This is a genomic window from Mycolicibacterium sp. CBM1 (assembly GCF_054073305.1).
Genome location: NZ_JBSXPP010000008.1, coordinates 1 through 13,578, shown reverse-complemented (window position 1 = coordinate 13,578; position 13,578 = coordinate 1). Strand labels below are relative to the sequence as shown.

Here is a 13,578-nt window from a genome sequence, read left to right as displayed (position 1 = left end):
CGAAGCGGGGCACGTCCGTCCCGACGCCCGCCGCGGGCGGGACCCATCGGTCGGCCAGGAGGCGCCTTGAGCCACCCCATCCCCATCGGCGGCACGTGCGCCACGGGATTCGGCGCGGTCCGCGACGCCTTCGAGAAGAACTTCACCGACGACGACGAGGTCGGTGCCGCCGTCGCGGTGTGGGTCGACGGCGACCTGGTGGTCAATCTGTGGGGCGGCTACGCCGATGCCGCGCGCCGGCGCCGCTGGCGAGAAAACACCCTGGCCAGCGTGTTCTCCGGCACGAAGGGCTTGACCAGTACCTGCGTACACCTGCTGGCCGACCGCGGCGAACTGGACCTCGACGCACCCGTCGCGACGTACTGGCCGGAGTTCGCATGCAACGGCAAACAGGACATCACGGTCGCCTCGGTACTGGGCCACCGCTCCGGGGTGATCGGTCCACGCACCCGGTTGCACTGGCGCGACACCGCCGACTGGGACCGGGTGTGCGACGAACTCGCCGCCGCTGAACCGTGGTGGCAGCCGGGCACCGCCCAGGGTTACCACATGGTGTCGTTCGGGTTCATCCTCGGCGAGGTCGTGCGGCGGCTCACCGGCCGTACCATCGGCCAGTATCTGCGCACCGAGATCGCCGAGCCGATGGGCATCGACGTGCACATCGGCCTGCCACCCCCCGAGCATCACCGCTGCGCGGAGATGGTCAACAAGCCCCACATCCGCGACGTGCTGGCCAAGGGCCAAGCCCCTGGCGATCCGGCCAGCCTCGCCGAGCATCCGATGGCCGGGCTGTCGGTCGCCATGGGCTTCGTGCCTGACGACGAATTGGGGTCCAACGAACTCAGTCTGTGGCGCACCTGCGAATTCCCCAGCACCAATGGACATGTGTCGGCGTTGGGCCTGGCCACCTTCTACAACGGGATGGCGCAGGAGAAGCTGCTCAGCCGGGAGCAGCTGGACCGCGTGCGGGTCAGCCAGGGCGGGTTCGACACCGACGTCGTGCTCGGAGCCCGAGTCGCCGACCACGGCTGGGGGCTGGGCTACATGCTCAACCAGCGTGGGGTGGCCGGGCCCAATCTGCGTTCCTTCGGCCACGGCGGATCCGGCGGCTCCTACGGGTTCGTCGACCTCGAGCACCGGATCGGCTATGCCTACGTCATGAACTACTTTGACGCCACCAAGTGCAACGCAGACCCCCGCAGCACCGCCCTGAGCGACGAGGTCTACCGCGCCCTCGGCGTGCTCTGACAAGCAAATTCTCGGCCCTCGGAGCATCTTCACAGGATCGGTACTGTGGACGCCATGAACGGTGTGCTGGTGGTGCTCATTCTGGTCGTGGTGGTGGCGATTGCGCTGGCGGTGTGGAGTTCGTCGCGCGCTACGGGCAATCGCAATGCGGCCTCGCTCGCTGACGCCAAGGCCGACGCGCGCCGCGTCATCGAGCGCCTCGGCGGGCAGGTCCTCAACCTCAACGGCACCAACGACGCAGCCAACCAGGCGCTGGCCGACGCCTCGGAGCGGTTCACCGCCGCGTCGTCACAAATCGAGCAGGCGACGAGCGCCAAGCAGGCGATGCTGGCCAAGGAAAGCGCGATCGAAGGCCTCTATTACGTGCGGGCGGCACGCACCGCGATGGGCATGGATCCCGGCCCGGAGCTGGAGACGATAGCCGGTCAGAAGGCGGCCGGCACCGTCACCGAGGACCGCAAAGTCGCCTTCGAGGGCCGCGAGATCGAGGCCTCGCCGGTGCCGAGCGAACGCACCCCGAACTACTACCCCGGCGGCCGGGTGGCGGGCCGCCCGGTGCCCGCCGGCTGGTACTCCGAACCGTGGTGGAAGACCGCACTGGTCGCCGGCGCGTGGGGGGTGGGCTCGGTGCTGCTGTTCGATGCGCTGTTCTCCGGTATGGGCGGTGTCGGCTACGACGCCTCGGGGTTCGAGAACGGCTACGGCTCCGGGTTCGACCAGGGCTTCGATCAAGGTTATGACCAGGGTCTCGACGCCGGCCAGGACGGTGGCTGGGCCGGCGACGGTGGCGGCTGGGGCGGTGACAGCGGCGGCTGGGCCGACAGTGGTAGCGGCTGGGGCGGTGACGGCGGTGGCCTCGGCGACTTCGGCGGGGGCGACTTCGGCGGCGGGTTCGGCGACTTCTAAAACCGACTCTGCACCCGGGCAGACACGCTGGCCTCCTGCAGATCCAGTCGCTCAAGCATGGCGCGCACGGCCTCCTCGTCGAGACGGCCCTCGTCACGCTCGCTGATCAGCGCCTCCCGCTGAGCAGCCAGCACGTCGCGGTACAGCGCCGAGAAGACTTCGGCGCGCAAGTTGTGCGCCTCGGGGTCCGGCATCTCGTCGGCGTCCTGGGAGTGGCGGGCGATCCGGTTGCGGATCTCGGTGAGCACGAACGGGTCGAGCCCTTCGGGCGGATTCGCCTCGAACCACGCGAGCACCTCGTCGGCGGCGGAGTGCACGATCCGCTCCGCCTTGAGGGTCTCCTCGCGGTCGTAGGCTTCCTCCTCCTCGGGCGCCGACAACTTCAGCCGCCGGATCAGCGGCGGCAGCGTGGATCCCTGCAGCAGCAAGGTGCCGACGGCCACCACGAAAGCGATGGCCTGGATGGTGGCCCGCTCGGGGAACGGCTCGCCGCTGGCCGTGGTCAGCGGGATACCGGCGGCGGCGGCCAGCGTCACCACGCCGCGCATCCCAGTCCAGGACACCACGACGTTCTCCTGCCAGCTCAAGATGGAGTGGTCGATCATCGAGCGCCACTTACCCGCCGGCTTGGTCCGTTTACGCACACCGAGCGCCCCGCGTCCGCCGCCTTCGGGAACCGGCACGGACAGTTTGCGATCCACGTGCCGGAACAACATGCGGCGGCCGAACATGACGAACACCGACAGCGGGCGGATCACCAGGACGATGACCAGCACCAGTGCCGAGGCGACCGCAACCTCGGCCAGCGATTCGTGGGCCTCCTGCAGATCGTTCAGTACGAATCGAAGGTGCAACCCGATGTAGGCGAAGACGAATGCCTCGAGCAGCACATCGACCGAATTCCAGACATAGCGTTCCTGCACCCTGGTCTGATAACCCGAGCGCAGCGTCCCACTGCCGACGACGAACCCGGCAGCCACCACCGCGAGCACGCCCGAAGCGTGCAGCCGCTCGGCAGCGATGAACGCGGCGAACGGCACCACCAGGCCCTGGATGGTCTCCAGGCTCGGGCTGTCGAGCCGTCCCCGGATCCACAACGTGACGTAACCCAGGACCACACCGACCACCGGGCCGACCAACGCGCTGTAGCCGAAGAGCAGCAACGGATCGGCGATGAAAGTGTGGCTGCCGGCCACCTGGGCGACGGCGATCGAGAATAGCGTCAGCGCCGCCGCGTCGTTGATCAGGCTTTCCCCGGTCAGGATTGCCATCACCCGTTTCGGTAGCCCGAGCTTGCGGCCGACGGCGACCGCTGTGACGGCATCCGGCGGAGCGACGATGGCCCCCAGAACCAACGCGGTGCCGAAGGTCAGCGGTACCAGAGCCAGCCAGGACGACACGACGGCGACGGTGAAGGCGGAGACGACCACCAATCCCACCCCGAGACCCAGGATCGGCCTGATGTTGCGCACGAATGTGGGGAACGAGAAGTCCAGTGCCGCGGAGTACAGCAGCGGCGGGAGAACGACGGCCAGCAGGACATGCGAGTCGAGTTCGGGTGCCCGGAAGCCCGGCACGAATGACACGACGATTCCGACGACGACGATCATCAGGGCAGGCTCCAGGCCGCGGCGATTGGCCAGGGCGGAGACGGCGATAGCGCCGACGACGACGAGAATCAGTTCCATGCAGGCATTCTCGCGGGTACCGCGGTGCGGCGCTCGACTGGCAGCCTCACACCTGGCAGGTGGGGCACCAGAAGACGTTGCGCCCTTCCAGTTCAGCGGTACGCACTTCGGTGGCGCAGACCCGGCACGGCTCCCCCGCGCGGCGGTAGACGTAGGTGCGGGGCCGGTTCGGCGCATAGGACGGCGCGCCGTGATCGTGCTCGGGCCGGACCACGACGATCTTGCCGCGGCGCACCCCGACTTTCATCAGCGCGACCAGGTCGGTCCAGGCGTCGGCGAACTCGGCCTCGTCGATCGCGCCGCCCGGCCGGTAGGGGTCGATGTGATGGCGGAACAGCAGCTCGCTGCGGTACACGTTACCCACCCCGGCCAGCACGCTCTGGTCCATCAGCAGTGCACCTATTGACTTGCGGGACTTGGCGATCCGCGCCCACGCCGGAGCCGGGTCGGCGTCGCGGCGAATGGGATCGGGACCGAGGCGGGCCACGATCGCCGACACCTGGGCTTCGTCGATCACCTCACAGGCTGCGGGGCCGCGCAGGTCGGTCCCGTACTCGGCTCCGACGATGCGCATCCGCACCTGGCCGACCGGCAGCGGCATCGGCACCGGAAGTTCGGTGAACGTGCCGTAGAGCCCGAGGTGCACGTGCACGATCGGACCGCCCTCGTAGTGGTGGAACAGGTGCTTGCCCCACACCGAGGCACGGGTGAACAACCGGCCGTTGACGATCGCCGCATCGGTGAACCGGCCCTGCGGGCTAGCGACCGCGACGTGTACTCCGGCGAAGCGGCGCTGATGCAGCCGGGCCAGCCGGTGAAGAGTATGCCCTTCGGGCACGACTCAGGCGGGTGCGCCGGGCACCGGCGGCGGCACGTGGGTGCGCTCGTAGTCGGCCAGGATGTCGATACGACGTTGGTGGCGTTCGGCTTTCGACCAGGCGGTGCTCAGGAAAGCATCGATGATCGCCAGCGCCTCCTCGACGGTGTGCATCCGGCCACCGATGCCGATCAGCTGCGCGTTGTTGTGTTCACGTGCCAGTGCGGCGGTCTCCACACTCCAGGCCAGCGCGCAGCGGGCGCCGGGCACCTTGTTCGCGGCGATTTGCTCGCCGTTGCCCGATCCGCCGATCACGATGCCCAGGCTGTCGGGGTCGGCCACCGTGCGCACCGCCGCGGCGATGCAGAACGCGGGATAGTCGTCCTCGGCGTCGTAGGTGTAGGCGCCGCAGTCGATCGGCTCGTGACCGCCGTTCTTGAGGTGCTCGATCACGGCCTGCTTGAGTTCGTATCCGGCATGGTCTGAGCCGAGGTAAACGCGCATGGCGGATACCTTACTGACGCGGGTCAGCCCACGGTGATGGCGTCCAGCCGTTCCTTGATGAACGTTGAACAGGTGACTGGCTCCAGCCCGGCCACCTTGCCGATCGGTGGGCTCAGCGGGGTGATCAGCGCGTCGTGGTTGGCCTCGTAGAAGTAGATCAGCGAGATGAGGTCCTCTTCCGGAGCGTGCGGCTGCGGGGGCAGCACCCGGTGCCGGCCGGACGGCCAGCGCCGCCCGCTCCAGTACTCGAGCAGGTCACCGATGTTGACCGTCAACGCCGCCGGGTCGTACGGCGCGTCTTCCCATCCCCCGGCTTCGGAGAAGACCTGTAACCCACCGGCGCCGGGCTCGCGATCCAGGATCGTCACGGTGCCGAAGTCGGTGTGGGGGCCGATGCGGAACTGTCCCGGCTCGGGCTCACCGACGACGCTGACCGGCGGATAGTGGTTGATGTTCATCGTCCAGGTCGGCCGGTCGGCCAGGGTGGCGAACGGATTGTCCGGCAGCCCCAGGACATGGGCCATCAGCGCCAGCAGGTCGTCGGCCAGCCCCCGCACGGCCGCGGTGTACTGCGACACCAGTGCCTGCAGCTCGGGCACCTCCTCGGGCCAGACGTTGGGGGCGAACCAGATGCGGTCGATCTCCGGGTCGCCGACGGTTGTCTCGGCGCCCAGGCTGTAGCTCTCTTTGAGGTCGGGCGGGGTCTCGGTGCCCTCGGCGTAGGCATTGGCTTCGGCACCGGGGGCAATCCACCCGTGTCCGCCTACCGGCACCGAATACCGCTGCTTGACCGCGGCCGGCAAGCCGAAGAACGCGCGCGAGGCGGCGCGCACGGCGGCGGCCAGCTCCGGATCGATGCCGTGACCGCGGACGAGGATGAAACCGGCCTCCTGCAGCCCGGCGTCCAGGTCGGCGGCCACGGCCTCGGCCTGCGCTCCCCCCGCGCGCCAGCGGGAGATGTCGACGGTAGCGATCACGTCTGCGCCACTCCTATGTCTTCGTTCCACAGTTCGGGGTTTGTGGCGATGAACTCCGTCATCATCGCCACGCAGCGGTCGTCGTCGAGCAGTGTCACCTCGACGCCGTGCTCGGCGAGCCAGTCGTGGCCGCCGGTGAAGGTCTGGCTTTCCCCGACGATCACCGCGCCGATGTTGAACTGGCGCACCAGCCCGCTGCAGTACCAGCACGGCGAGAGTGTGGTGACCATGATCGTCGATCGGTAGTCACGCTGGCGGCCGGCGTTGCGGAACGCGTCGGTCTCGGCGTGCAGCGACGGGTCACCGTTCTGCACGCGACGGTTGTGGCCGCTGCCCAGCAGCGTCCCGTCGGCGCCGAACAGTGCGGCACCGATCGGAATCCCGCCCTCCGCCAAGCCTTTTCGAGCCTCACCGTAAGCGACGTCGAGCATCTGCTCCGGTGTCATACGGCGGCGCGCTCGGCGGCGATCTTCGCGCGGCACAGCAGCAAGTAGCTGCCCCCGGCGAGCAGGAAGCCGACGAAGAACGTGACGTCACCGAGTTGCGGCACCGCCCTGGCGATGTAGCCGACGAACTTCTCCTGGTTGGAGAACAGCAGCACCGACACCACCAGGCCGACGGCGAACGACGCCAGCCCGGGCCAGTTGCTGTAGGACCGGTCGTAAAGGAACCCGGCGATCGACTGACCCTGGCGCAGGTACTGATCGGCGAACACCACCCCCAGCCACGGCCCGATCCAGTAGGCGATGATCAGCAGGAACGCCTCATAGCTGGCTGCGGCGTCGGCCAGCGCCCACCACGCGACCAGGAACCCGGCCACCCCGAAGAACACCGTCACCAGCGCGCGGGCGATGTGGTGCGGCAGCTTGACGCCGATGGTCACGAACGCCATGGCCCCGGAGTAGATGTTGATCGAGTTCGCCGCGATCGCGCCGATGGCGATGGCCAACAGAGTGGCCTTGGCCAGCGGCGAGGCCAACTCGCTGGTGAACGCTTCGGTCGGGTTATCCGACACGGCCGGGCCGATGGTCACCGAAGCCGCGCCGACGATCTCCAGCACGGCGCAGGACAGGAACAATCCCAGCGAGGCGAACAGCCCGGTACGAGTGGTCGACACCGTCGGCGGCAGGTAGCGGGTGTAGTCCGCGGCGTACGGCGTCCAGCCCGCCGCGTAACCGAACGCCGTGCCGACTGTCAGCAGGAAGCCGCCCATGCCGCCCATTCCGCCGTCGACGGCAGGGGCACCGAGGTGCGACTTGGCCAGGATGGCCACCGACGCGATCGCGAAGATGACCGCCAGCACCGGGAACGACCAGCGTTCGAAGGCCTGCACCAGGTTATGGCCGAAGAACGCGAACGCGGTCTGCACCAGCACGATGATCACCAAAGCCAGCAGCGGCCCGATGTGGAACAGCGTCGCCAGCGCGAAGGCGCCGCTTACGCTGTTGGTGGCGAACCAGCCGACGCCGGCGGTAACCGACATCAGGGCGGCCGGAACGGCGTTGCCCTTGAACCCGAACGCCAGCCGTCCCAGCACCATCTGCGGCACACCATGCAAGGGGCCACGCGCCGACAGGAAGTAGTGCGCGATCGCCCCCAACCCGGTGCCGATGACAATGCCGGCGACGGCCTGCCAGAACGTCATCCCGTAGACCGCCACCGCGAGCACACCAACGAAGATCGTGGCGAACTCGAGGTTCGGCGATGTCCACGTCCAGAACAGCTGGCGGGGGTGCCCGTGCCGGTCTTCGTGGGAGATGAATTCGTTCCCACCGGGTTCGACTGCCACCAACTTGTCGCGGTAGGTGCCGTCAGTCTGCACGCTCGGCTCTGCCGGGTCCGCCACTGTCATGCACAGAAGTCTCTACTTATTGGGCCGGCGCGCAACCGGGGAGTGAAGATCAGTCGAACCGCGACGCCAAGGTCGGCGCGGCCCAGTGACTACTGGACCTGGCACGCGTCAGCGCCGGCTTCAGATCCGAATGATGCTCGCGCACGCATAAGAACTTAATGCGGCACGCGTTTTCCTTGCCGGGTTTATGCCATTACATATCAACGCTGGGCCAACTTTTCACTTTTGCTGTTCAAACGTATTCAAGATGTGGAGGGAATTTCAGTGGCGGCAAGCCGTATGCCTCTTCACCATCAAGGTGCAGATCTCTGACGACATCGTTATTTTCTCTTCTTGAAGAGAATTACGCAATCCCCTACGGCCAAGCCGTTTCGCGCCGCCGTCGCCACTCCGGTATCACTTGCTGTCGCAATCTGTCTCGCCAGGACGGTGAATTCAGCCCTGAATGCGAACTGGATCTACAGGTGCATACCTCCGGGCGCAGCCCAGACGTCGAGCATGCCAAACCTGGGTTGCCGGCACCGGACCAGACTCGGCGACCGCACCTTGTGGCCCGTTCGCCAATGGACTCCCGCCTGCCGGGATGGTCGGCTTTTCGGGAGGCTATGCGCCAGATCCAAGTAGGCCAAAACGCCCTTCCGCGAACTTGCGGGAATGCCGAGATCGAGCAATGCCATCGATGCTGCACGAATCGATATTCCGTTTTTGGATAAACACTCCAACTCCGCGTGGGCATGAAACATCAACCACTCCGATCGCATACAGAACAGCGCTCCCCGGTGAGACGATCATGCACACCAGCCGCGGTTGCCGAATGCCAACACGCGCCGGCGGGAAACGCCCCAAACAGACCCTTGTCCGCGGGCCGGCCACACGCGTATTGGTATGGCGTTGCGACTGAATCCGTGAGCAGTGCTCGTTGTCAGCCAAGTTCGCTGTCGACACTTCAAGCAAAAGTGGCGATTACCGCCACGACGGACATTCGACCATGAGTATGATTCAGGCCACACCACAAGGAAGCCGACGGTCAACAGAACGGGGCCACGCCCAGCTTTGGGGAGGTCGTTTCATCCGATGCCAACTGAGCTCGCTCGGAGCGCCGTAGTGCTGCGGAAAACAATGGAATCACTTCATGCGTCCTTCGACGACGTAGCGCGCGAATTGGTCAGAGTGCTCGGCGTCAACCAAACAGACCGACGCGCCCTAGAACTCATCCTCTGCGCCGGCGAAAAGATCACAACACCAGGACTTCTCGCCGACCAACTCGGCCTCACCGCCGCCGGCACCACGATCGCACTCGACCGCCTCGAGAAACTCGGCTACGTCACCCGATCACAACACCCCACCGATCACCGCCGAGTCATCGTGGTGGCCACAGACCTCGCCGCCCGCCGCGTCACCGAACTCCTCGCCCCCCTGCTAAATCAAGGCGGCAAAGTGCTATTCAGCCACTACACGCCGGCCGAGATCGCCCTCATCATGGACTTCCTCACCCGCACCGACGAACTACAACAAGCACACGTGCACCGCATGCGCGAACTAGACCCCTACCCCCACTAGACACTCACCACCGCCGACGCCCCACACCACTCAGTCGAATTGCGAGCGTGGAGCAGTTCCACCCTCGCAGCGTAGGGCTCTGCAAGATGAGACAGGTTGGGTGCCGCCCGAGCATATTCGGCATTCAATAGCTTTGCATTAATAACTTTATCTAGTTAATTGTCTTAGACAGATAACTTTCTATCGTTAACTTTCGACATCGAATGCTGAGAATTTCTCAAAATATCCGCTGAAATACGCCCACACAGCAATCAGCGTGAAGTAATTTGCGAGTTCAGGTTACCGATGATTGAGGGAGAGTAATGCAAACGTTTGTGCGGACCAGTATGACCGGCGGTGTGGCACTGATCGGAGCGAGCGCCATCGCGCTGTCACCGATAGTGGTGACACCGCAGCAGATGCACATGCCGGCAATCCCGGTGTCGAGCATCGCGGCGGCATTGACCGCATCGGCGACCTCGACGGTCGATCCCTTCACCGAGTGGGTACAGGTCCTGACGACCACGTTCAACAACATTGCGGCCCTCGGCCAACAGGTACAGGCCGACCCCGATCCGATCCTGAAGCAGATCATCGCCAACCAGATCGACTACGCCACCACCATCTCCACTGGGCTGGCCAACGCCGGCGGGAGCCTCGTCGCGAACCTGACGGCGCTCCCACAGGCGTTCCAAACGGCAGCTCAACAACTGGCCGACGGCCAGATCAACAACGCCTTGTCCACGGTGTTTTTTGCCGTGCTCGGGCTGGTGGAGTACCCCGCCCTCCAGTTGCTTCCGTTGCTGAACATCCCCGGCCAGGTTCTGCAGAACATCACCAACGTCGTCAAGGCAGCCCCCACCGTGCTTGTCGTCGCGAGCTTCTCTGCGCTCTCCACGGTTAGCACCGTCGAGGGCGCGTTTGGGGAAATCGCGCAAACGGTGTACGACGCGGTGGGCGCTGGCGACTTCGGGACGGCTGTGAACGCGATCATCAACGCCCCCGCCGTGCTCACCGACGCCTTCCTCAACGGGGATCCGACGACGGGAGCCCCGGGGATTCTGACCCCGGTCGGCGACGGACAATCGGGTCTTGTCGCCGTACTACTCGGCTTGCGCGACACCATCGCGCAAGCGCTGGGCGCACCGGCGGCATTCGCGGCGGCGGCGGTCACGTCCTCCCGCGCGGCCGCAGCCCTACCGAAACCGGCCGCCACGGTGACACTGGACACCACCCCCGACACCGTTAGCCCACGAACCGCGCACAGCGCACGCAGCGCACGCAGCGCAGCAAGCACGCTCCGCGCAGCAACCGCATCCAGCGCGGCGAGCACAAAGGCCACACCCGAAGCAACCGACAACACCAGTGCGGGCAGCACCAGCAACGCACAACCCGCCCAAACTCATAACACCCACGACACTGCCGCCGGCGGTGCCTCAGGCACCGGCTCCTCAGCACGAAAAGCGGGGAACGCCAAACGCGCTAACTAGGATTCGCGCGTTCACTCGGATTGCAGCGGCTCCGTACGTAACCGCTTCAACTGCGGATGGGCCGCAAACACCACCGAGGCGTCCGATGCTTGCTGGCTTCCTCACCGGGGACCGTAGACGACACCGGGCCACAAAGCGCGACCTCGTTGGCGTGAATCATCGGCATGCCGACATATCCGCCGACCGCCGGGGGTATCTCGTTGACGGTGTTTCCGGCGGTTTCCATCAGTGGGTTTCGGCTGCCGGGAATCGGCCGCCGAATGTGATCGCAAACGCGTTGAGCGCTGGCTTCCACCGCATCATCCATCGTGCCCTGCCGGCCCCGGTTGGGTCCAGCGATCTGGCGACCAGGTAGAGGCACTTCATAGCAGCCTGCTCGGAGGGGAAGTGACCGTGGTGTAGATCGGTTTGATATCGCGTTTGATCTCATCCCAGTACTTGCGCGAGGTGAGCCGAAAAGTGTTGCGGATCAGATGAATGGGTCTGCTGCACGTCTGCACGATTGCTTGCGGCCAGATGTTGCTCACTACCTCCGGCAGCCCCTTGAGCCCGTCACAGACCACGACGAACACCTCCTTGAGGCCAAGGTGGTGACCCCGATGGCGGCGTAGAACGGCCGGTTAGCGACCTGGCCGTCGCGCGCCTTCACGACAATCGCGTCGATGAAGATCGCGGCGTAAGTCTCGTCCAGCGGCCGCACCGACCAGTCATTCATCTCCTCGATCCCCGTGTCGGTGATCCGGCTGATCGTCTCCTTCGACACCAAAGCGCCATAGATTTCGGCGAAGTGCGCCGAAATCTCGCCGGCGGTAATCCCTTTGGCCTACAGCGACAGCACGAGCTCGTCCACGCCAGACAGTCGACGTTGACGCTTTCTGACGATCTGCGGCTCGAAAGTCGCGGCCCGAACAACCCGTCGGACCCGGTCAGCGAACCGTGACGCATCTGCCAGAGCGAACGTGCACCTCTACAGGTCCTGGACCATTCGCTCGGCACCCCAGGGTAAGCGGCCACGATAATTCTATTCAATGTCTTTGTGGTAATAACTTTCTTTCACAAATAATCAATAGCGAATAATCACTCATGTGAATTATCAATAGCGAATAATGAATGCGACACTGCCATCAAACGTGTTCAAAATGTGCCGAGAATTTCAACCGCGACACGTTACATTTTATCCGCGGCGCGGCACCCCGGCTACGTCGCTACCTTCACCTTTGGAGAAGAATATGCGATCAAATACGTCCACGCTGCTTCGCGCTGGCGCCATCACTCCGATGGCCCTTGCCGCCGCACTTTGTTTCGCCGGGACGGCACATGCAGCCGTCTCTGTGAACTGGAGTTGCCAGGCCTCGGTTGCGACGTCAAGCATGACAACCTCTGTCACCGGCACCGCGCCGACCTCGGTGACCGCGGGTTCTCCCGTGGCCATTACCATTGCACCAGGTTCATCGACGATTCCGTCGACAGCGAGCGGCTTTACGATCAATAACGTCAACAACATGAAGATGCTCATCCCGGTCCCGGCAAATTCGACATACGTCTCCTCCAGCGCATCCGGTGGGACTTATCCCGGCTCGACGTCACTAGTGAGCGGTAATGTCGTGCTCTCCATTCCCGGCCCAATTCCCGGTGGCACGACATACACCCCGCCCTCCGTCACCATCAACGTGACGGCCACCGCCCCCGGCACGGTTACCAGCAAGTATGCCGGCACCAGCTATTCCAACCCCGGCATGACATTCAACACCAACCTTCCAATTCTCGGTAACGTCGCAACCTCGTGCTACCCGAATCCTTCTCCGACGCTCACCACCACGACTGTCACCTAACTCTGCAGGTCGGACAGACCAGCTGGTTGGTGCTGTTCGGTTAGGCGGTGTGGGGAGGCTGGGGCCTCCCCACACCGTCAAACCCGCGACCAAACCCCAAAACACGTTCCACGCAACACGATTTGGGTACAGTCAGGCTTGCGCCTCAAAGGAACTGACTCGACCAGTCGGCGCAGGCCGCTTGCTCCCCTATCGGCCAAACGGGGCCAAGCCGAGCTTTGGGGAGGTTTTTCCAATCGATGACGACCGAACTCGCTCGGAGCGCCGTAGTGCTGCGGAAAACAATGGAATCACTTCATGCGTCCTTCGACGACGTAGCGCGCGAATTGGTCAGAGTGCTCGGCGTCAACCAAACAGACCGACGCGCCCTAGAACTCATCCTCTGCGCCGGCGAAAAGATCACAACACCAGGACTTCTCGCCGACCAACTCGGCCTCACCGCCGCCGGCACCACGATCGCACTCGACCGCCTCGAGAAACTCGGCTACGTCACCCGATCACAACACCCCACCGATCACCGCCGAGTCATCGTGGTGGCCACAGACCTCGCCGCCCGCCGCGTCACCGAACTCCTCGCCCCCCTGCTAAATCAAGGCGGCAAAGTGCTATTCAGCCACTACACGCCGGCCGAGATCGCCCTCATCATGGACTTCCTCACCCGCACCGACGAACTACAACAAGCACACGTGCACCGCATGCGCGAACTAGACCCCTACCCCCACTAG

At 65.0% G+C, this 13,578-nt stretch carries 12 protein-coding genes and 1 pseudogene; 6 read left to right on the top strand and 7 right to left on the bottom strand.

The annotated features are described in order from the left end of the window. Positions 1-66: 66 nt before the first annotated feature. Together ACXDF8_RS12725 and ACXDF8_RS12720 are read left to right on the top strand one after the other, a co-directional pair. Entirely contained in the window at positions 67-1,248 is a 1,182-nt protein-coding gene (locus ACXDF8_RS12725; protein WP_457223623.1) for a serine hydrolase domain-containing protein, read from the top strand. Positions 1,249-1,302: 54 nt separating this feature from the next. Beyond that, positions 1,303-2,154, top strand: coding sequence for a DUF1542 domain-containing protein (locus ACXDF8_RS12720; RefSeq protein ID WP_457223622.1), 852 nt, complete (start codon positions 1,303-1,305; stop codon positions 2,152-2,154). Here the strand turns inward: ACXDF8_RS12720 and ACXDF8_RS12715 are convergent. Genes ACXDF8_RS12715 through ACXDF8_RS12690 form a run of 6 tightly spaced genes read right to left on the bottom strand, consistent with a single transcriptional unit; the run spans position 2,151 to position 7,992 of the window. Next, the gene (locus ACXDF8_RS12715) at positions 2,151-3,842 is read right to left on the bottom strand and encodes a cation:proton antiporter (RefSeq protein WP_457223621.1); all 1,692 of its coding nucleotides are present in this window, start codon (positions 3,840-3,842) and stop codon (positions 2,151-2,153) included. The two genes, ACXDF8_RS12720 and ACXDF8_RS12715, sit on opposite strands and share 4 nt — an antisense overlap. 46 nt (positions 3,843-3,888) lie before the next feature. Beyond that, positions 3,889-4,680 carry an Fpg/Nei family DNA glycosylase gene (locus ACXDF8_RS12710; protein ID WP_457223620.1) on the bottom strand — a complete coding sequence of 264 codons (792 nt, stop codon included), beginning with the start codon at positions 4,678-4,680 and terminating at the stop codon, positions 3,889-3,891. Positions 4,681-4,683: 3 nt separating this feature from the next. Next, complete coding sequence (locus ACXDF8_RS12705) at positions 4,684-5,163, bottom strand: ribose-5-phosphate isomerase (protein WP_457223619.1); 480 nt, start codon at positions 5,161-5,163, stop codon at positions 4,684-4,686. Between the two features lie 23 nt (positions 5,164-5,186). After that, positions 5,187-6,140, bottom strand: a complete 954-nt coding sequence (locus tag ACXDF8_RS12700; protein ID WP_457223618.1) for an isopenicillin N synthase family dioxygenase — start codon at positions 6,138-6,140, stop codon at positions 5,187-5,189. Beyond that, positions 6,137-6,586, bottom strand: a complete 450-nt coding sequence (locus ACXDF8_RS12695; protein WP_457223617.1) for a nucleoside deaminase — start codon at positions 6,584-6,586, stop codon at positions 6,137-6,139. Before ACXDF8_RS12695 ends, ACXDF8_RS12700 begins: the two co-directional genes overlap by 4 nt. Further along, complete coding sequence (locus tag ACXDF8_RS12690) at positions 6,583-7,992, bottom strand: purine-cytosine permease family protein (RefSeq protein ID WP_457223616.1); 1,410 nt, start codon at positions 7,990-7,992, stop codon at positions 6,583-6,585. The genes ACXDF8_RS12695 and ACXDF8_RS12690 overlap by 4 nt, the downstream gene beginning before the upstream one ends. 1,119 nt (positions 7,993-9,111) lie before the next feature. On the opposite strand from ACXDF8_RS12690, the gene ACXDF8_RS12685 reads away from it, so the two are divergent. Further along, complete coding sequence (locus tag ACXDF8_RS12685) at positions 9,112-9,552, top strand: MarR family winged helix-turn-helix transcriptional regulator (RefSeq protein WP_457223613.1); 441 nt, start codon at positions 9,112-9,114, stop codon at positions 9,550-9,552. 302 nt (positions 9,553-9,854) lie between these two features. Then, positions 9,855-11,021 (top strand): hypothetical protein, encoded by a 1,167-nt coding sequence (locus tag ACXDF8_RS12680; protein WP_457223615.1) that lies wholly within the window; start codon positions 9,855-9,857, stop codon positions 11,019-11,021. Between the two features lie 225 nt (positions 11,022-11,246). Here ACXDF8_RS12680 and ACXDF8_RS12675 read toward each other — a convergent pair. After that, positions 11,247-11,928: pseudogene (locus ACXDF8_RS12675) on the bottom strand (transposase); the annotation flags it as partial. Positions 11,929-12,298: 370 nt separating this feature from the next. Here ACXDF8_RS12675 and ACXDF8_RS12670 point away from each other — a divergent pair. Both ACXDF8_RS12670 and ACXDF8_RS12665 read left to right on the top strand, forming a co-directional pair. Further along, positions 12,299-12,853 (top strand): hypothetical protein, encoded by a 555-nt coding sequence (locus ACXDF8_RS12670; RefSeq protein ID WP_457223614.1) that lies wholly within the window; start codon positions 12,299-12,301, stop codon positions 12,851-12,853. A gap of 284 nt (positions 12,854-13,137) precedes the next feature. Continuing rightward, entirely contained in the window at positions 13,138-13,578 is a 441-nt protein-coding gene (locus ACXDF8_RS12665; protein ID WP_457223613.1) for a MarR family winged helix-turn-helix transcriptional regulator, read from the top strand.

Bases quoted from the DNA above. Each gene is read 5' to 3' on its own strand.
- ACXDF8_RS12720 (WP_457223622.1), top strand. From the start codon at position 1,303: ATGAACGGTGTGCTGGTGGTGCTCATTCTGGTCGTGGTGGTGGCGATT.
- ACXDF8_RS12715 (WP_457223621.1), bottom strand. From the start codon at position 3,842: ATGGAACTGATTCTCGTCGTCGTCGGCGCTATCGCCGTCTCCGCCCTG.
- ACXDF8_RS12705 (WP_457223619.1), bottom strand. From the start codon at position 5,163: ATGCGCGTTTACCTCGGCTCAGACCATGCCGGATACGAACTCAAGCAG.
- ACXDF8_RS12695 (WP_457223617.1), bottom strand. From the start codon at position 6,586: ATGACACCGGAGCAGATGCTCGACGTCGCTTACGGTGAGGCTCGAAAA.
- ACXDF8_RS12690 (WP_457223616.1), bottom strand. From the start codon at position 7,992: ATGACAGTGGCGGACCCGGCAGAGCCGAGCGTGCAGACTGACGGCACC.
- ACXDF8_RS12685 (WP_457223613.1), top strand. From the start codon at position 9,112: ATGGAATCACTTCATGCGTCCTTCGACGACGTAGCGCGCGAATTGGTC.
- ACXDF8_RS12680 (WP_457223615.1), top strand. From the start codon at position 9,855: ATGCAAACGTTTGTGCGGACCAGTATGACCGGCGGTGTGGCACTGATC.
- ACXDF8_RS12670 (WP_457223614.1), top strand. From the start codon at position 12,299: ATGGCCCTTGCCGCCGCACTTTGTTTCGCCGGGACGGCACATGCAGCC.
- ACXDF8_RS12665 (WP_457223613.1), top strand. From the start codon at position 13,138: ATGGAATCACTTCATGCGTCCTTCGACGACGTAGCGCGCGAATTGGTC.